This window comes from Wolbachia endosymbiont (group B) of Aricia artaxerxes (assembly GCF_964026975.1).
Classification (GTDB): Bacteria; Pseudomonadota; Alphaproteobacteria; order Rickettsiales; family Anaplasmataceae; genus Wolbachia.
Genome location: NZ_OZ034718.1, coordinates 859,675 through 878,821 on the forward strand (window position 1 = coordinate 859,675; position 19,147 = coordinate 878,821).

17 protein-coding genes, 1 tRNA gene and 1 pseudogene are annotated in these 19,147 nt (G+C 32.6%); 10 read left to right on the forward strand and 9 right to left on the reverse strand.

Going from position 1 to position 19,147, the window contains the following annotated elements:
- The first annotated feature begins 20 nt into the window (after positions 1 to 20).
- Positions 21 to 93: transfer RNA gene (locus AAGE00_RS03855), tRNA-Phe, on the forward strand.
- A gap of 60 nt (positions 94 to 153) precedes the next feature.
- Positions 154 to 1,092: a gamma-glutamyl-gamma-aminobutyrate hydrolase family protein gene (locus AAGE00_RS03860; RefSeq protein WP_007302834.1), complete on the forward strand. Its 939-nt coding sequence runs from the start codon at positions 154 to 156 to the stop codon at positions 1,090 to 1,092.
- 122 nt (positions 1,093 to 1,214) lie between these two features.
- On the opposite strand, the gene AAGE00_RS03865 is transcribed toward AAGE00_RS03860, so the two are convergent.
- Together AAGE00_RS03865 and ubiH are read right to left on the reverse strand one after the other, a co-directional pair.
- Positions 1,215 to 2,171: an IS5 family transposase gene (locus AAGE00_RS03865; RefSeq protein ID WP_341815148.1), complete on the reverse strand. Its 957-nt coding sequence runs from the start codon at positions 2,169 to 2,171 to the stop codon at positions 1,215 to 1,217.
- A gap of 250 nt (positions 2,172 to 2,421) precedes the next feature.
- Positions 2,422 to 3,579 (reverse strand): 2-octaprenyl-6-methoxyphenyl hydroxylase, encoded by a 1,158-nt coding sequence (ubiH, locus tag AAGE00_RS03870; protein WP_007302833.1) that lies wholly within the window; start codon positions 3,577 to 3,579, stop codon positions 2,422 to 2,424.
- Positions 3,580 to 3,740: 161 nt separating this feature from the next.
- On the opposite strand from ubiH, the gene AAGE00_RS03875 reads away from it, so the two are divergent.
- A complete protein-coding gene (locus AAGE00_RS03875) occupies positions 3,741 to 4,376 on the forward strand; it encodes a hypothetical protein (RefSeq protein ID WP_052264692.1) in 636 nt (211 codons plus the stop codon).
- A gap of 268 nt (positions 4,377 to 4,644) precedes the next feature.
- Here the strand turns inward: AAGE00_RS03875 and AAGE00_RS03880 are convergent, their stop codons facing one another.
- Complete coding sequence (locus AAGE00_RS03880) at positions 4,645 to 5,604, reverse strand: IS5 family transposase (protein ID WP_341815149.1); 960 nt, start codon at positions 5,602 to 5,604, stop codon at positions 4,645 to 4,647.
- A 124-nt stretch (positions 5,605 to 5,728) separates the two neighbouring features.
- Positions 5,729 to 6,397, reverse strand: a complete 669-nt coding sequence (locus AAGE00_RS03885) for a septal ring lytic transglycosylase RlpA family protein (protein WP_012481726.1) — start codon at positions 6,395 to 6,397, stop codon at positions 5,729 to 5,731.
- A gap of 26 nt (positions 6,398 to 6,423) precedes the next feature.
- Between AAGE00_RS03885 and AAGE00_RS03890 the strand changes: the two are divergent.
- Positions 6,424 to 7,252: pseudogene (locus AAGE00_RS03890) on the forward strand (Mur ligase domain-containing protein); the annotation flags it as partial.
- A gap of 440 nt (positions 7,253 to 7,692) precedes the next feature.
- Here AAGE00_RS03890 and AAGE00_RS03895 read toward each other — a convergent pair.
- Positions 7,693 to 8,853, reverse strand: coding sequence for a multidrug effflux MFS transporter (locus AAGE00_RS03895; RefSeq protein WP_264684792.1), 1,161 nt, complete (start codon positions 8,851 to 8,853; stop codon positions 7,693 to 7,695).
- A gap of 75 nt (positions 8,854 to 8,928) precedes the next feature.
- Here AAGE00_RS03895 and AAGE00_RS03900 point away from each other — a divergent pair, with 75 nt between their 5' ends.
- Together AAGE00_RS03900 and AAGE00_RS03905 are read left to right on the forward strand one after the other, a co-directional pair.
- Complete coding sequence (locus AAGE00_RS03900) at positions 8,929 to 9,387, forward strand: GNAT family N-acetyltransferase (protein ID WP_250147191.1); 459 nt, start codon at positions 8,929 to 8,931, stop codon at positions 9,385 to 9,387.
- Between the two features lie 291 nt (positions 9,388 to 9,678).
- Positions 9,679 to 10,608 carry an AEC family transporter gene (locus AAGE00_RS03905; RefSeq protein ID WP_007302828.1) on the forward strand — a complete coding sequence of 310 codons (930 nt, stop codon included), beginning with the start codon at positions 9,679 to 9,681 and terminating at the stop codon, positions 10,606 to 10,608.
- 364 nt (positions 10,609 to 10,972) lie between these two features.
- Here AAGE00_RS03905 and AAGE00_RS03910 read toward each other — a convergent pair whose 3' ends face one another.
- Both AAGE00_RS03910 and prfA read right to left on the reverse strand, forming a co-directional pair.
- Complete coding sequence (locus tag AAGE00_RS03910; RefSeq protein WP_012481725.1) at positions 10,973 to 11,416, reverse strand: hypothetical protein; 444 nt, start codon at positions 11,414 to 11,416, stop codon at positions 10,973 to 10,975.
- Positions 11,417 to 11,534: 118 nt separating this feature from the next.
- The gene (gene prfA, locus AAGE00_RS03915) at positions 11,535 to 12,626 is read right to left on the reverse strand and encodes a peptide chain release factor 1 (protein ID WP_007302826.1); all 1,092 of its coding nucleotides are present in this window, start codon (positions 12,624 to 12,626) and stop codon (positions 11,535 to 11,537) included.
- 113 nt (positions 12,627 to 12,739) lie between these two features.
- On the opposite strand from prfA, the gene yihA reads away from it, so the two are divergent.
- Positions 12,740 to 13,333 carry a ribosome biogenesis GTP-binding protein YihA/YsxC gene (yihA, locus tag AAGE00_RS03920; protein WP_007302825.1) on the forward strand — a complete coding sequence of 198 codons (594 nt, stop codon included), beginning with the start codon at positions 12,740 to 12,742 and terminating at the stop codon, positions 13,331 to 13,333.
- Between the two features lie 4 nt (positions 13,334 to 13,337).
- Entirely contained in the window at positions 13,338 to 14,246 is a 909-nt protein-coding gene (argB, locus tag AAGE00_RS03925) for an acetylglutamate kinase (RefSeq protein ID WP_012481724.1), read from the forward strand.
- Positions 14,247 to 14,617: 371 nt separating this feature from the next.
- Here argB and AAGE00_RS03930 read toward each other — a convergent pair whose 3' ends face one another.
- Positions 14,618 to 16,150 carry a hypothetical protein gene (locus AAGE00_RS03930; RefSeq protein WP_007302823.1) on the reverse strand — a complete coding sequence of 511 codons (1,533 nt, stop codon included), beginning with the start codon at positions 16,148 to 16,150 and terminating at the stop codon, positions 14,618 to 14,620.
- Positions 16,151 to 16,329: 179 nt separating this feature from the next.
- On the opposite strand from AAGE00_RS03930, the gene AAGE00_RS03935 reads away from it, so the two are divergent.
- Complete coding sequence (locus AAGE00_RS03935; protein WP_007302822.1) at positions 16,330 to 17,607, forward strand: adenylosuccinate synthase; 1,278 nt, start codon at positions 16,330 to 16,332, stop codon at positions 17,605 to 17,607.
- Between the two features lie 158 nt (positions 17,608 to 17,765).
- Positions 17,766 to 18,161 carry a hypothetical protein gene (locus tag AAGE00_RS03940; protein WP_341815150.1) on the forward strand — a complete coding sequence of 132 codons (396 nt, stop codon included), beginning with the start codon at positions 17,766 to 17,768 and terminating at the stop codon, positions 18,159 to 18,161.
- 5 nt (positions 18,162 to 18,166) lie between these two features.
- On the opposite strand, the gene AAGE00_RS03945 is transcribed toward AAGE00_RS03940, so the two are convergent.
- On the reverse strand, positions 18,167 to 19,123 hold the full coding sequence (locus AAGE00_RS03945) for an IS5 family transposase (protein WP_341815148.1): 957 nt from the start codon (positions 19,121 to 19,123) through the stop codon (positions 18,167 to 18,169).
- Positions 19,124 to 19,147 lie beyond the last annotated feature (24 nt).

Here is a 19,147-nt window from a genome sequence, read left to right on the forward strand (position 1 = left end):
AAAAATGAAAGTACGTAGTTGGCCTGATAGCTCAGTTGGTAGAGCAAAGGACTGAAAATCCTTGTGTCGCTGGTTCGATTCCTGCTCAGGCCACATTCTTTTTCTTAATGTTCTATAATATATTATAATATTAATATAATTATTTAGGAAATAATGTATAAATGTTACAATAGAATATTTAATATACTATTAATTACATTTCTACTATTAAGTAATATCGCTTATAGTGAAAAAGTAAACAAAGAATTACCTGCCTTGACAGTGGAAAATGCAGTAAATTATAATATAATTGTTGGTTTATTGCAAACAGATGAATCTCAAAATATCTATGAGATATTCAATAATTTTGGGGTTAAAACTATATTCATTGACTACGACAAAATAATTAATCTAAAAGAAATCCAAGAAGAGTTCGCAAAACAAGATGAAATATTGGCAAAAAAGCTGATACTAGATCGAATAAAAGTTGAAGTTGCAAAATTTATCAAAGAGCAAAAGATAAACAGAATATTTATTTCAGATAACTTTCATTCAGCTCTTAACCCTTACCGCCAGCTTGTGAATGAAGCAATTGTAAAAATAGTAGATGACAATCCTACAATTCATTTGCTTGCCATATGCGGTGGTTTACAAGACATTATGCATGCAAAAGAAATTGAAATAACAAATGTTGTTAATGATGAGAAGAATCATTTAAAATCAGCATCCTATCCACAAAAAGAGAATATACCTCTTCAGCAGATAAAAATTGTTCCAGGTAGTAGTTTGGAAAAAGTGGTAGCTAGATTTTTACTACCTAATCAAAATGGCTGGTTTTCAACTTATTTTCCGAATGCTCATTCAGGTACAGTAAGTAATACTACAGAGAATAGAAGAAGGCTAGAGCTACTTGGATATAAAATTGCAGCGTTTGCCAATGACGGATTAATAGAAGCTATCGAAGATAAGCATAGTAATATTTACTTTCAAAGTCATCTAGAAGCCCTTGTTGTCAAATCAGATAAAAACTCTCGTTTGTCAAGCCAAAAGGTACGTCAGGTTTCAACACTAGTTGCTATAGCGATTATAAATGATTTTCTTCATCGCGTTTAATGCTAAAATAAGGAGAATCATTTAATGTAATGCCAGTACTCTTTCTTCTTGTCATCCCAGTGCTTGACACTGGGATGGCTTTGTTGCACAGCTCTTCGGATAGTGGGTAATGTATAATAAATTCATGAAGCTATATCAAACTTAGCCATGCCTATTTCAGTAAATTTGTTAAGCAAATAACACTTGAGTAGCAGTTCCTTCTCACGATTAATCTCAGATTTATTCCTAAAACTAAATCCAAATATTTGCTTCAGTCGCGAGAAAAAACTTTCTATATAAGATCTCTTCCAATAATTTATCTCTTTTTTCCACCTCTTCATACCATCTTCATCATATGACTTTATGAGCTTGATTGTAGAATTTCTCTCATTCATATAATCCAACTTTGGATGCTCTACTGCATTATTTTGCGGAGGAATCCTTGTCTTTATTTCAAGCTCATCGCACAGTTTGTATAACTTCTTTCGATTATATGCCCTATCTGCATATATCGTGCTTATGTTATACTTGGTATCCACTCTTTCAATAAGATCACAGGCTCCATAGTGGTCGGAATAAACTCCACTACTGTATTTTGCAGCTATAACTTTTTTACTACCTATCTCTAGCATTACATGTAGCTTTCTTGTTTGCTCATAGCGGCGATACTTTCTATCTGTACCATTTGCCTTACTATGGCCTGGAATATTATTGTAGATGCTGATACCTGTACTATCTATAGCAATTTCAATATCTTCCATATCGTTCTTATCAACTCTGCAGTCGTTGATTTTGATATTAAGCTTTTTAAACCTTCTTGAAGCCTGCGAATAGCTGATAATTTGCAAAATTTTCCCTATTTGCTCAAGATATTTCTCTATAAATCCCACTGTTTGCCTAAGACCAATCCTGAATAGATAGGTTATTATGTGAATTAGAATCACTACTTTGTCGCTGTAGACATTGTTGCCACCTGCTACTTTTGGACTATTTTCGTACCAATTTTCAATGGCATCGTTGATATAATGAAAAACATTTCCCCTTTCTTGAAGAAATTTGTTATATTCATTGCAGTTACTGACTTTCATTCTTATTGGCATATTTTTCCTTTGTCGGCTAAATATCTATTTTATAACAAATTCCATCAGTAACTGCCTGTTCTTTCCTTGAGTGGTGCAACAAAGCCCACTGGAATCCAGTTTTTCGTTTCATCAAATTTAGCATAACTCAAGTTTGCTTATAAATTTTTCTGGATGCCAGTGTCTGGGCACTGGCATGACATTATGGAATTTGAGCTCCAGTGTCAACTACTCTAATGATACCTGATTATGATGAAAGAAATCTAATGATTTATATAAACCCCATAGCATGTCGAACGAAGCTTTTTTTAAGAAAATCTGAATTTTCAACTACCATTAAACCAAGATTTCTCAGAACTTGAGCGCAAAGTATTCTGTTGGAAAATATTCTATTTAGTCCATCAGTTGCAAGTGCCATAGTAAAATTATCAAAGTATCTGTCATATGAAATTTTCTTCAATAGATAATTACTGCCAACATCAATGCCAGAGGATTTTGCAGCAGTTATTTGTCTAATAACACTCTCTACATCTCTCATTCCAAGGTTAAGTCCTTGACCTGCAACCGGGTGGATTGAATGTGCTGCATCGCCAATCAGCAAAATTCTGCTTTTATGCAGCTTTCTTGCAAAAGAAAAACTCAAAGGATAGAATCTTCTTTCACCCTCTAATTCAATTTCTCCCAAATAAGAACCAAATCTTTTTTTGAGTTCTATGACAAATTCCTCTTCGGATAAGCTCATCAGCATTTTTGAAATTTCGCATTTTTCTGTCCAAACTATTGAAGAAGTATAGCCACCTTTCATTGGCAAAATTGCAAATGGACCACCAGGAAAAAACCGCTCTACAGCTAAGTTTTGGTGATGTAATTCATGTTTTACATTAAATACCATGCTATTTTGTTTATAATCAAATTTTATCATTGGTATAGAAAACAACTCTGGCAACCTAGAGTTTTTACCTTCAGCACAGATAAATAGTGATGATATCAATTTTTGATCATTATCAAGAGTAACTTCCATGTATCCTTCGTCACAAGAGATTGTTTTATAGGAACGTGGAGAATATATATTGAGTTTATGCAAAAAATTTTTATTGATTGCATTCCATATAATAGCGCTCTTGATTACATAGCCCATTGGCTCTTCACCAACCATTTTATGGTCATAATGCACAGTAAATGGACTATCTCCATCTAATATGCATATATCAAGTATTGGTTCAGTTTCGCCTTCTAAGAGCCGCCAAATCCCTAATTTTTCTAGTATTTTTTTTGATCCTTGAGAAATGGCAAATGCTCGATTATCATCAACTGCACGTGGTAAACTATTTTTCTCAATTACGGCTACAGATACAGAGTCATTACTCAGGCCAATAGCAGTAATAAGACCAATTAGCCCACTACCTGAAATGATTACATCGTAATTCATTTTATTAACCTAAAATTATATTATACCCATTTTGAAAATAGTTTAAACGAACTTTGTAGACACTGAACTTCTCATTACTATCTTAGTTATAACCAAAATAGTAATAAAATATTAATTATTTTACACTAAATTAGGTCTAATTTTATTAAAGGAGCTAGATTATGACTACAGATTGCAAAAAAGAATTACTAAATTGCATTAGCAAGTACAGAGAAGAACTTGCAGAAAATAAAGCAGCAATTAGACAAACTTTAACTAGCGATAAAATTAATATAAGCGATTACTTTTATAAGGGTGATAAAATCTGTAACAAAGAGCTGTTTAACATAGGAAGTGAGTGTCAAGATAAAAAATATGGTAGTCGACAAGAATATACGTATGATGAGTGGAAGGAAAAAATTGAAAAACCTCATGCTAAAGATTTGCTAAAGATGTTACAAAATGAAATCAAAGGTAAAATATTAAAAAGTTTTGAAGATTATGAAAAATATCATAAAAATTCTACTGAAGCTATAAAAAGAGAATTAGACATAGATTCAAAATTAAAGGCAATACTCAAAGAAAAGCAACAACCAGAAACTGATGAAACTCGAGCATATTATGACGTTATACGAGGTTTATATGAAAATGGAGACATGCGCTCTCAACTAAAGTGCAATGATCTTGATTGTTTTAATAGAACAATAGAAGATAATCTATCTCAAAAACAATCCGAGCTAGCTGCTATAAAGGATGACTTTTTGGATAATACGCAAAATATTTTTCAACATATTCAAGTTGAAGATAGTATTTTTTAGAGAAATAAGATTATGCTATTTTTTTAATGAAATTTCTTAAGTGGTAGATTATTTTTTACAGCTACATCTGAGGTAGCTGTCACTACCTGAAATGTAACAAATAAAATACCAATCTTAAATATTGCTATATTTCACGATAGTTTCTCAATTTAACGCACATGCTTTTGGAACATTCTCATTTGTCAAATAGTTTCTGTCATGCTACACAATCTGTAATGCAGGTTGGCTTTGTTGCATAGCACTGATAGGCATGTAAATCACAGTGAATTTACGCAGCTAATTTAAATTCAGCCATACCTATATCAGTAAATTTGTTCAATAAGTAGCACTTAATTAACAGCTCTTTTTCACGATTTACCTCTGATTTATTTTTCAAGCCAAACCCAAATATTTGCTTCAACCTATAGAAAAAGACTTCAATATAAGACCGTGCTCCATACTTAACTTTTTTCTTCCATTCATTAATACCATCTTCATAATTCTCATATGACCTAATTCTACTAATATACTTGTTTCTTTCTGATAAGTAGTCAGCTAAACAAATTTTAGTATCCTTCCTAGGGCGAATAATAGGCACAATATTGTATTTTCTGCATTCTTTATACACACTTTTTATATCATAAGCCGCATCTGCTCGAATAGAACAAATGTTATATTTATCACTGACTTCTTCTAACATATCGCAGACCGGCAAATAGTCTACAGCAACACCACTAGTGTAGTTCATGCTTATTGCTTTCTTATCATTTATGTTTAAAACAACATGTAATTTTCTTACTTGACCATAACCACTGTATTTTCTTTTTCGAATATTAAGCTTACTATGCCCACCGTTATTATTGTAGATACTAACTCTAGTGCTATCTACGGCAATTTCAACATTTTCCAGATCATCTTTATTGCTTCTATGGTCATCAATCTTCAAATTAAGCTTTTTAAATCTTCTGGAAGCTTGTGTATAGCTGATAATCTTAAGTTTTTTGCCTATTTGTACCATATAACCTTTTACAAAACCTACAGCTTGTCTCAAGCCAATTCTAAAAAGATGAACTATTATGTGTATTAAAATTACAACTTTATCACTATAAGTGTTATTGCCACCTGCAACTTTTGGACTATTTTCATACCAATTTTCTATGGCTTGATTAACAAAATGAAAAACATTTCCTCTTTTTTTGAGAAACTCGTTATATTCTCTTTGGTTACTTACTCTCATTTTTTGTGGCATAAGTTGTACTTGTTTGAAAAATGCCTATTTTACAACAAAATTCGTTAGTAGCCATATATTAAAAAGCTTTTCTTCTTACAATAACCTCAACCAACACTAGCTATGCAACAAAGCCATGCAGGTTTTAACTTACTTTTACGCAATATTGATCATTCTTGAAAAGCAATCTAACATTTTCTATTCCTTGATTACGAAGCTTTGATGCAGCTGATTTAGCTACCTGAGCGTTTACAAAAAATGCTACATATCCCTTACTTTCTGCATTGTTTTGTTTTGGGTGACGTTTCTGCATTTCTTTTTCATATTGCCTTTTGTAATGAGGAGTATTTTGTATCAATTGTTCTGACCTCTTTCTTAAGTACTCGACTTTTACCTTCGCAAGCCCAGACTTATGAAGTCCTAAAACTTGTGCTGCTTTTTCTGACAAGTCTATTATTCTACCTTCAACAAATGGCCCTCTATCATTAACTCTTATAACAAGCTTTCTTCCATTTTCTAAATTAGTAACACGAACAAAGCAGGGTAGGGGCAAGGTCTTATGTGCTGCAGAAATCAAGTGACGATTAAACACTTCACCGTTGGCTGTAATTGTGCCATGATCTTCTATTCCATACCACGATGCTATTCCTACTTCTTCGTAACAGCTACAGTATTTTGGGTGGTAGGTGATACCATTTATTGTATAGCTATTGCCAATTTTATAATGACCTGCAGTGTGATTACACCTATTGCTAAAACTACAACTACTCATCAAAACGAATATTAGACATAGAAAGGCTAGTTTTTTTATCATTGTACTTAGTGAAATGGTTCGATACCATGAGGATTTTAAATTATACTATAATAAATTTAGTAATAAGTAAACGTCTACTGCCAAATATGCACAGCACTAAAAAAGAAGTAATACATATAATCGGTATAGGTGGAATTGGAATGAGCGCAATTGCTGAAATTCTTCATAATTCCAGTTATAAAGTTCAAGGCAGTGATACGCGATCAAACGACAATATAGATAGGTTACAAAAATTAGGTATAGAGGTCTATATTGGTCACGATGCAAGTAGTATTAGACAAGCTCAAATAGTTGTACATTCTTCCGCAATAAAACCTGATAATGTGGAGCTAGTTGCAGCAAGAAATAACAATAAAACCGTTTTGCATAGGTCAGACATGCTGGTTAAAATTATGAAAGGTAAATATGTGATAGCAGTTTCAGGTTCAAGTGGCAAGACGACGACGACAGCTATGATTGCTTCCATTTTTGATCATTCTGGTGCTGACGCCACTGTAATTGTTGGAGGAATATTAAATTCCTATCAGAGTAATGCAAAACTTGGCAAAAGTGACATTTTCTTAATTGAGGCTGATGAGTCTGATGGAACTATGTTAAAAATTCCTGCAGATATTGCTGTTGTAACAAGTATTAATGACGACCATATAGACCATTACGGTACATTTAACGACATCAAAAATGCGTTTTCTAGATTTGTAAACAACGCGAATTTTGCTATTTTGCCTGATTCTGCAGACATCAATCATGATGCGAGTAATTCTATAAAGTTTTGGTTTGGAAATGGTAAAATTAGAGCTAGCAACATCAAACAACACAATAATAGCATAGAATTTGACGTGCTGATTAGTATAAACGAAAGTAATCGTATTCCATTGTCCACTACTCGAGTAGTTGAGAGTGGTGGAATAAAAGCAGCTCTTGATTCGTCACTTCAATGCTTGAAACTGGATTCTCGTTTCAATGTTAAACAAGATACTATAGAATTTAAGAGGACAATCCCTAGAAAATCTCTACATTCAAAAAAAGTAAATCGTACTAATGCTATTTGAACAAGCTAGCGTAAAAGTAAGCTAAATTTTTTAAGGTACAAAAATAGCAAGAAACAGTTGTTTGAAAAAAATTGGAATTTGATTGGATTGCTGAAAATTGGCTCTCAAACTTTAGACGCATGAGCAAGATAATACTCTTTAACTAATATAGATTAGGTGATTTGGAAGAGATACATCTAGAGCAGCCAGCAAAGTTACAATACATATTACCGCAATAACTAGAAATGAGAAGGATCTATATGGTGATTATAGATTTTTCCAGACCTTGAAAACAATAAATAGACAGTAAATTAGAACTACTGCAAAAAAAACAAGAATAGCTACACTGGTTGCTTGACCATCGTAAACGTAGCTTGTTAAGCCGATAAAAATAGCCATGATAGAAGCTCTAATAAATGAAATTGCAGAAGAAGTTGTGCCTTTCATTTCAGGGAAAATATTTAATGATGCATTGAAAATGACTGCTTGACAAATTCCACAGCCAATACAAAAAATAACCATAGACAGCGTTACTAAGTAGTAAGCACTGGGCATGATTATACTGAATATTAAAAGTGATAGGGATCCAATAGCAATTACGCCTGTACCGGAAATTACACACCAAATTGCTCCAAGTTTCTTTAAGATCTTACTGGAAAACAGGCTAATTAGTGAGAAAGACCCAACCATTGCACCTTGATGTAGCGCATAAATAGTGCTGGATAAACCAAAAGTTTCCATATACAAAAAAGGGCCACAAGTAATGAATGACATATAAGCCGCAGAAAAAAGGCTCTGTGCCAAAGACAACACCATAAATTTTGAACTTGATAATAATTTTTTATAGTCTTTCATCATTTTTTTTAGACTAAAAATATCACGGTCCTTTTTTGTTTCTGGTAACAGAAAAAGCAGCAAAACCCAAGAGATGAAACAAAGTATTGCAACACTTGCATAGTTACCACGCCACCCAACAATTTTGTTGATGAAACTGCCTAATACTGGTGCAATTGCTATGAGAACTGTGATAATAGAATTCATGATTCCAATAAATTTTACTGCTTCGTTGCCTTTATAGCTGTCTGCAATAATTGCAAACACAACTACAGATGTGCTAACACCAATGCCTTGAATAAAGCGAGAGATTAAAAGCCAAGAAACTGACAGCGCAAAAACACAGCCAACAGCACCGATGAGTAGCAAAGTGTTGCCTATGATCATCATCCTTCTTCTGCCATAGCATTCAGACAATGGACCAAAAAATAACCCTCCTATGCAAACGCCTAAAAAATTATAAGCAATAGTTAATTGAATTGTGCCTTCCGGTACGTTAAAATAGCGTACTATATCAGGAAAACTAGGTACAGAAATATCAATTTCAATGAACTTAGCAATTAGAGATAGAATTAATAAAAACGGTAGTAACACTTAAAATCTTTAATTAATGAATAAAAATATCACATTTAAAGCGTTGAAAGAAGAACATTTTTCACTATTATTAAAATGGGTAGAAATGCCCCATATAAGAAGTGGTGGGATACGGATATAAATTGGACACCAGAGTTAATTGAGAAAAAATATAGCAACTACGTTAAAGGATTCAAACGTTTGAAATTTAAGACACAAATTATTGAAAAACCAATGCACGCATTCATTATTAATTGTGATGGAGTTGATATTGGTTATATTCAATATTACAACAAACATGATTTCCCACCTAAACAGATCTATAACACTTTAGAACTTCCAGAAAGTTGTGCTGCTATAGACTGGTATATCGGAGAGCTGAACTATGTAGGTAAAGGAGTTGGTTCACAAGCTTTGAATATATTTTTAAACAAATTTGTCTTTAAAGTTTATGAGAATGCCTTTGTCGACCCAGGTATAGCAAATGTTTGTGCAATCCGTGTTTACGAAAAAGTTGGCTTTAAAAAATTATGGAAAGTAATAGTGCGATTTTAATGATTAAGGCAAGAATTCCTGAGAACCATTCAAGATGAGTGTTTTTTCAACAATCTACCTAAATTACTAAAAGTGGCTTATAAAAATATACAAGGAGCTTTATACAAACTTAACATAATTTAGTCATAAAAATATCATTATTAAGTCCTATATAAGAACAAATTTTGGCACTCAGTGAATCTTTTTTAACTAACTATGAACTTGATTAATTGGAAAATAAATTTTACTTGCTTTTACAATACCTTAAAATCTAATATCACTTTATCAGCAAAGATATCACAATAGGCTAGTATGTTCTTCACTCTTTTCCTCAAAATATTACCTATTTACATTACAATACTTATTGGTTACTTAGCAGGAAGATATCTTAAAATTGATAGAAATACTATATCTCAAATACTCTTTTATATAGCTAATCCAATAGTGATTTTATACGGAGTATCTCATACAGAAGTTAATTTAAAAGTAATTTCTCTGCCGATTTTGATATGGTTTATAGGTAGTACTATGTCCTTATCAGTGTATTATCTTTCTTCTTTTTTATTTAAGGACAACACGAGAAACATATTAGCGTTTAGCTCGGGCAGCACAAGCATGGGTTATTTTGGTCTACCGATTGCCATGGCTTTATTTGATGAAGATTCAGTGTCTGTGTATGTTGTCTGTTACATAGGAATGGCACTATTTGAAAATAGCTTGGGATTTTATATAGCTGCAAATGGTATCTATACTGCAAAAGAATGCATATTAAAGTTACTCAAACTTCCTTCATTATATGCGATGATTCTAGGCTTCTTTTTAAGTATATATGATATACAAATACCCACTTTTTTGACGGATGTTATGATAAATATCAGAAGTACATTTATCACATTAGGAATGGTGCTGCTTGGAATAAGTATTGCACAAATTACAAATTTTAAAGTAGATTGGAAGCTTGCTTTGACCACTATTGTAGCAAAGTACATATTCTGGCCGTTATTTGTTTTGGGAATTGTCTTACTAGACAAGCATGTTACAGGTATATATGATGAAAGCATCTATAAAGCACTGATGTTACTGGCTATTATTCCAATTTCTGGATCCAGTATAATACTTGCTAATATTTTAAATTACCAACCAGATAAAGCTACTTTATTGCTCCTAATTAGTACTGCAGTGGGACTATTTTATGTTCCACTTATAATATCATTATTTTTTACTAAACTTGTCCCTTTTTAATCAAAAATTTAAGCGCTAGGCCTATTCACAAAACTTGAATTTAGACTAGACTTCTTGGATAATCATAAAAGAAACTAATCCTTTTTTTCCTCTCCTTTCTTATTTTTTTACACAGAATAGGAAGTTATCAATTGATGGAATTTTCGCAATAATGTCAATAGCAGTAAGATTTCCTACACCTTTTAGCAGGTCTATAGTTGAATTTGGATGTTCTATGAGCAGCAACAAATAAATGTAACTTGCCTTTTTCTATATGATGCTATTAACCGAATAGGTATTCGTTTGACATTTCCATATCTTTGTTATCATTAGTAATACTAAAGGGAAAACTAAACTTAATAAGATTTGGAAGCATATTGTTGTTCTATGATTCACGTAATGCTGCTATGCCTTCGTTGCAGACGTTGTCATAAAGTAAATTAAATTCTTTAATATTTGAAAAACTACTACCCCTTAGCGCACTCATTAATATTATTCCACTTTCAACATCAATATCATTAGAAATTAAATCAAGTTTAATAAGATTTGGAAAGTTACCATTCTTTAACAATTTAGTGATTGCTATTGAGCCTTCTGCGCCAATAATGCTAGAAGTTAATTTACACTCAGTAATATTTGGAAGATTAATATTCTCTAATGCTTCATTTAAAACTTCTCCGCACTGAGCATCAATATAACAATTAGATAAAGTCAAGCTTGTAATATTTTGCTTTTTCTGTAAAAAGTTTACTAGCTTTTCCATATATACATATAGATTATTTAACTCTAAGGTGTTACTATTAACATATTGATTAAAGTCAACTTCCATGGTTTCTGTAAGTTATAGAGCTGCTAATTATAGCATAAATTTAAATAATTGTCAACCTTATGAACAACTAACTTTACTTCTTTTTAACCTGATACCTATGCTTTGTTTCAAATTTCCATCAAAAAGTAACATTACCCCCTCCAGTCAACCTTTCTGCTTCATTTCGTGAAATCAATGCCTCAATAAATTCATCTAGTTCACCTTCTTTTATAATCTGTTCTAGTCGATGTGAAGTGAGATTAATTCTATGATCTGTTATTCTTGATTGTGGAAAGTTATAAGTTCTTATACGTTCAGAGCGATCTCCAGAACCAATTTGGCTTTTCCTCATTGTTGACCTTTCCATTTCTTTTTTTTGTCTTTCAATTTCGTATAGCCTTGCTCTCAACACTTTGAGCGCTTTAGCCTTATTTTTGTGCTGCGATTTTTCATCTTGCTGTATTACAACTATCCCTGTTGGCAAGTGGGTGACCCTTACTGCGCTGTCAGTTGTATTCACTGATTGCCCTCCAGGACCACTGGATCTATAAACATCTATGCGTAAATCTTTTTCTTCTATTTCAAAGTCAACCTCTTCTACTTCAGGTAATATTGCAACAGTAGCTGCGGAAGTGTGCAATCTTCCTGAGGATTCAGTTTCTGGCACTCTTTGTACTCTGTGCACCCCTGACTCAAATTTCAGTCTTGCAAAAACTTCTGTTCCATTAATGAGTGCAGAAGCTTCCTTATAGCCACCTATACCTGTATTAGAAATACTTATTGGCTCAAACTTCCAATTTCTTCTTTCTGCATATTTTTGATACATACGAAATAACATCGCTGCAAATAATGCTGCTTCTTCTCCGCCTGTGCCTGCTCTAATTTCTAATATTGCATTTCTTGAGTCATCTTCATCTTTGGGTAATAATGCCAACTTTAGTTTTGCTTTTACTTTCGGTAATACTATCTTTTGCTTCTCAAGAAGTTCTTCTTTTGCTAACTCTTTTATATCACCATCGCTGTTCTCATCTTTCATGATTTCTTCTAAATCTGAAATTTCCTCTTTTAATATATTATATTCATCGATTATCTCAATAATTGGTCTGAGTTCAGAGTATTCCTTTGAAAAACTAACGAATTCTTTTTGACTCAAATTGGTAGGGTTTTCCAGATTTCTCTCTACATCAGAAAACTTTTTTTTTAAGTCTTGTAAATTATTCTCTATATCCATATAGTACAGGTCTAGTTTTCAGCTGTTTAAGTAAGTAATATATACTGAAATAAAAAATTTCTTATATCAAGCAATAACACTATAATTGTCTCGAATATTTCTACCTAAGTATAATGGCAAAACAGATAACATCAATCTGCAGCTTCATATTTGGAGCTTCAGACAAAAAATCATTACCAGATGAGTCGGCTCCAGAGATTGCATTTGCTGGTAGATCAAACGTAGGAAAATCAAGTTTAATCAACTTGCTGATAAACAGCAAAAAAGCTGCAAGAGTTTCTTCTAAACCTGGATGCACTAGACAAATAAATTTTTACTCTATGTACAATGATAAGTTTAGGATTGTCGACCTACCGGGTTATGGCTATTCTTGTGCAAGCAAGGAAGAAGCAGTACAATACTTAAACCTAATTGAGTACTATCTAATTCACAGGAGAAATCTAAAAAGAGTGTTTGTGCTTATAGATAGCAAGGTAGGATTAAAAGAAATAGACAAAGACTTTGTTTATTGGTTAATATGTAATAATATTAACTTTAATATTGTGCTAACAAAAATAGATAAAGTGAATCAGGAAAGTCTAAATGCTATTCTAGAAAATACTCAAAAGTGGGTTAATAATGAACATGTATCAATTCATCAAATAAGCATTCGTGTTAAGCATAAAATCACCAAGGTAAGAGATGAGTTTTTCAAATTTACAAGATAAAAAAATGAAAAGTGATGAATCTTTAAATGGTAAGATGCCATTGAAGGAAAAAACAGAAATATTATTTGAAGTTCTGTCTAACATACCTAAATTTGTAGGCGAAACTTTTATCATCAAATGCAGCAGTGTAATAATCTCAGATGAAACGCTGCTTAGTGCTTTTGCGCATAATGTTGTTCTGTTGAAACAGCTTGGTATAAATCCGGTAGTAGTTCATGACGGAGAATATGAAATTAACTTAGTGTTAAAAATGCTAGATATGAATGATAAGTTTATAAATGGTGTCAGACTTACAGACAAAAGCACTATGAAAATCATTGAAATGGCACTGTGTGGTTCAATTAATAAAAAAATTGTTCAGCATATAAATTCTGCTGGTGGTTCAGCTATTGGACTATGTGGAAAAGATGGCAACCTCATAAAAGCTGAAAAGATAAGCACTACGCTTAGGGAAAATAGATTAAATAATATTGAAAAAATACTAGACATGGGATTTATCGGTAGACCAACTGAAATCAATCCTGATATATTATTCTTTATTGAAGAATCAGATTCTATACCAGTTATTGCACCTATCGGTTATGGAAAAAATGGAGAAACATATCATATTGATACTGATAGCACTGCAAGTGCAATTGCACTTGCAGTTTACGCATCTAAAATGATAATCTTGAGTGATACAGATGAAGAAATAAACAAAGTTGGCAATGGAAGAGTCTTGATTAAAAATTTAAAAGAATCGATTGATTGTGGAAAAATTAAAGGAGAAAAATTTGTTGAAAGGCTTATGTCATATACTAAAATGGTAGAAGAATGTGCAGGGGTTGTTCACATAGTTGACGGTAGAGTACCTAACATTATACTTGATTTATTTACTGAGAATAATTCAGGTATATCAATAATGGATGATTAATAGCTGTACTGCTTATAACCATATGAACATTGAAAATTTGGGAATAGCTTATGTCAAATTCCTATTCTCTTTTCCAGTTTTTTAGGTTTTTTTTTCTTGCAAGCATAATAGTTTCGTATACATAATGAAACCAAATGGTATTTTTAGCTTGATAACAGAGGAAAATAAAGAGGGCTTGGGTGTAACACTCAAATAATGATTTACCTTATGGATACCGCTAGAAAAGTTGACTAAGGTATACAATTCTCTCTGCATCAAGTTACTCAAGATATCGAATCTACAAACGCTTTCGATTGAGTGTGTTTGATCAATTTGAGTGCTTTAAATGAAAGGCGAAAATTGAGCATACTACGCCTCTGTACACAGTATCTTTAATGCAAATGCCCATGTGATTCCATAGATAATCTCTGTTTTTTTATTTTATCTGTCCATTTATCATTTTCTATATCTTGTTTGTTGGTTGCTCTTTTTTCTTGCTCAACAATTGCCTTATCTATCTTCTGATGAATTGCATCAATTGCATTAATTGCATTTTTTTCTTTGTATACTTCGCTTTTTCCTTCAACAATTAAATTGGTAAAAATATTTACAACAAACTGCACTTGATTATGATTAACCTGACCTTTTATCGAAGAAGGTAAAGAGTTTAATTCCATCAATACTTCTGATGCTGTTTTATCTTGAGTGGAAAGCCCTAAATTATCTGCTACTTCACTTATTAATAACTCTCTGTTTTCTTTATTATCTTCTAATTTAGTATAATCACGCAGTAGATCCATAACTGCAGATACTCTGACTTCAATAATATCATCAACGTCTTCACCTCCTAGAGCAACTCCTGATTCCAATAACTTCTCTCTGAGGTTTTTGCTTAAAAGATTAATAAATTCTTCATTTGCATCTGATCCTATGGTTGATATCGTACCATCTAAATAGTTATTTACTTTGATTTGAGTACCTAAGTCATGCTCTATTTGTATTTTTGTCTCATATTTAAATCCTAGTTCTGCACAGAATTTCTGAAAATATTCTTTAATAATGTCAAACAAGCTCTTGCCATTATCTTTATAGTTTTTTAGCTCTTCAGGAATAGTAAGTGATAACTTACCTTCTTTATATATTATACCATTTTTGCTATCTTGAGATTCAAGTGTGAATTCTAATGAGCTGGATAGGTCACATATTTTCTCTTTCGGATTGTTAAGCGTGGTTATAGGCATTGCCATATCAGACTTCACTTTTATGTGGTTGTGATCAGTGCAGTAAATGTTTAGCGCTTTTTTAGGACTATGTGGAATCAAGCTACAACTACTGAGTGCTGCATGAGATTCATTAAATATACCAGCTTCATACCCTGCTTGATTACAATTGGTGACTAGCTCTTCTAAAATAGCATTACTTGGAACTTCTGCCCCAGCGTACCTGAACATTTCCTTGAAAATTTCCTTTGCTAATGCACGGTAATCTTTTTTGGAGAATAGATGATAAGAGCTTCTCCCTGCGTTATAAAATCTCTCAAATTCCTTTCTATATTCATCAATTTTTTTTTCATCAGCAACTGTAGGGCTATTACAATGATTTTCCCAAACTTCAGATAGTCTATCTTGATCAAGCTCCTTAAGTACTGGTTCCATAAAAGCTTTACCTTCTTCAGAGAGGTTATCAAAATTATCACGGTTAAAAATCTCATTTTTATAATCTTTAGCTCCTTCCTTAAATGCAATAATAAAATTTTTATCTATTTCTTTTTCATTAATAATAAAATTCATTCTTTGAAAATCTAAGAACATTGTTTCACCGGAATTCGCTAATTTATTATCTTGATCTGCTCTTAATTTACTAAAATTGAATTCTTTAGCTGTGGCCTTTAATCTAACTACCGGACTCTTCTTTGCCTCTTTCATAATTAACACCTTACTATAAATATGCTGTAAGTTGTACCATATAATGATGAATAATTTTATAATATATAAAAAAGTCGATAGTCTATTTCTTTATTTTAGGGATATAGGAAAGGCGTAGATTTCTCTTTTCATTTGTAGCATGCTGCATTAATATTTACGTATTAATCTAGAAAATAGTGATGAATAATATTGTAATTGTTGGTCTGCAATGGGGTGACGAAGGCAAGGGTAAAATAGTAGATTATCTTTCTGAGAATGCAGATGTAGTTGTGAGATTTCAGGGAGGAAATAATGCAGGGCACACTATAGTAATAGATGATGAGGTTTATAAATTAAATTTACTGCCCTCTGCTGTTTTGAGAGCGGACAAAATATCTATTATAGGAAACGGTGTTGCTCTTGATTCACATGCTCTAGTCTCAGAAATAGAGTCATTGAAAGTTAAAGGAGTAGACGTAAACTATAACAACTTGATGGTATCCGAGAGCTGTCCATTAATACTTAGCGTACATAAGGACAAGGAAAAGCTATTTGAAGATTTAAACGGAAATCACAAAATTGGTACAACAAACAAAGGGATAGGGCCATGTTATGAAGATAAAGTTGGCAGGAGAGCTATACGCCTTTGTGACTTAGAAAACACAGATGAGCTCAATCAAAGAGTGGATGCTCTCCTGAGTTACCATAATGCTATCAGAAAAGGACTTAACTACCAGGTAGTTAAAAAAGAAGAAATATTAAAGGAAATTCAAGAGATTTCAGAAAAAATTCTTTTATATAAAAAACCTGTGTGGAAGATACTAAATGATTTTATGAAAGAAGGTAAGAAAATAATATTTGAAGGCGCTCAAGGCGCATTTTTAGATATCGACCACGGAACTTACCCTTTTGTTACTTCAAGTAATACCGTAGCATCGCAAGCGATAACAGGCTCAGGATTATCCTACAATGCTCAAATTATTGGTGTAGCAAAAGCGTATACAACAAGAGTGGGTAATGGTCCATTTCCTACTGAACAAAATAACGAGATTGGAGACAGCTTATTTTCTATAGGTAAGGAACTTGGAACAGTAAGCAATAGAAGAAGGCGCTGCGGATGGTTTGACGCAGTTTTAGTGCGCCAGGCCGTACAACTCTCTGGAGTTTCAAGCATTGTATTAACCAAATTAGATATTCTTGATTCTTTTGATACTATTAAAATAGGCACTGGTTATAAGTATGGCGGAAAAATGTATGATTATTTACCCGCATCACATTCAATACAAAAAGAATTAGAGCCAATATATGAAGAATTTCCTGGTTGGAAAGAGAAAACTCAAGGCAAAAGGTCAGTTAAGGAATTACCTGCAAATTTGATGAAATATGTGAGAAAAATAGAAGAATTAATAGGTGTACCAATTCATCTAATTTCAACTAGTCCCAATAGAGAGGATGTTATTAAGCTTAAAAATCTATGAAAACGTCTTGTTAACTTTTATCTAATAAAAAACGATACTTGTGTGACTTCAAGCAATCTATTATGCAAAGTAGCAGCGTAAACGTACAGTGAGCAGTGTGATTTTTCTTAAATACATGTTGATTGTTATAATATAAACATAGTTAAAGGAGGCGTATTATGATTGCAGGTTTGACTAAGGGAGACAAAGCAGTAAGAGCGGAAAAAACAAGTGATCAGCCGAGAGAATTGTCAGTTGCAGAATATGTAGTTAAGTCAATACATGACTTGCAAAAATTGCATAATAGATTATGTTCATCACAGGGCAACAATTGTGTTAATGATAGAGAGAAGTTTGTCCAAGATAGTGATGGGCTTGGTATATTTCAATTTCTCAAAAGCTATATTAATGATGCAGAAAAAAATGAGCCTTTCATTAAGAACCTTACTATAATGAAATTTCTTCGCTCAATTATAGAAGATAGGGAACTGTATAAAAAGTTATGCAGTTTCGATGATTTTCTCGATTGTGAGTGGCTTTGTTGCACAGCTCTTCGGATAGTGGGTAATGTATAATAAATTCATGAAGCTATATCAAACTTAGCCATGCCTATTTCAGTAAATTTGTTAAGCAAATAACACTTGAGTAGCAGTTCCTTCTCACGATTAATCTCAGATTTATTCCTAAAACTAAATCCAAATATTTGCTTCAGTCGCGAGAAAAAACTTTCTATATAAGATCTCTTCCAATAATTTATCTCTTTTTTCCACCTCTTCATACCATCTTCATCATATGACTTTATGAGCTTGATTGTAGAATTTCTCTCATTCATATAATCCAACTTTGGATGCTCTACTGCATTATTTTGCGGAGGAATCCTTGTCTTTATTTCAAGCTCATCGCACAGTTTGTATAACTTCTTTCGATTATATGCCCTATCTGCATATATCGTGCTTATGTTATACTTGGTATCCACTCTTTCAATAAGATCACAGGCTCCATAGTGGTCGGAATAAACTCCACTACTGTATTTTGCAGCTATAACTTTTTTACTACCTATCTCTAGCATTACATGTAGCTTTCTTGTTTGCTCATAGCGGCGATACTTTCTATCTGTACCATTTGCCTTACTATGGCCTGGAATATTATTGTAGATGCTGATACCTGTACTATCTATAGCAATTTCAATATCTTCCATATCGTTCTTATCAACTCTGCAGTCGTTGATTTTGATATTAAGCTTTTTAAACCTTCTTGAAGCCTGCGAATAGCTGATAATTTGCAAAATTTTCCCTATTTGCTCAAGATATTTCTCTATAAATCCCACTGTTTGCCTAAGACCAATCCTGAATAGATAGGTTATTATGTGAATTAGAATCACTACTTTGTCGCTGTAGACATTGTTGCCACCTGCTACTTTTGGACTATTTTCGTACCAATTTTCAATGGCATCGTTGATATAATGAAAAACATTTCCCCTTTCTTGAAGAAATTTGTTATATTCATTGCAGTTACTGACTTTCATTCTTATTGGCATATTTTTCCTTTGTCGGCTAAATAT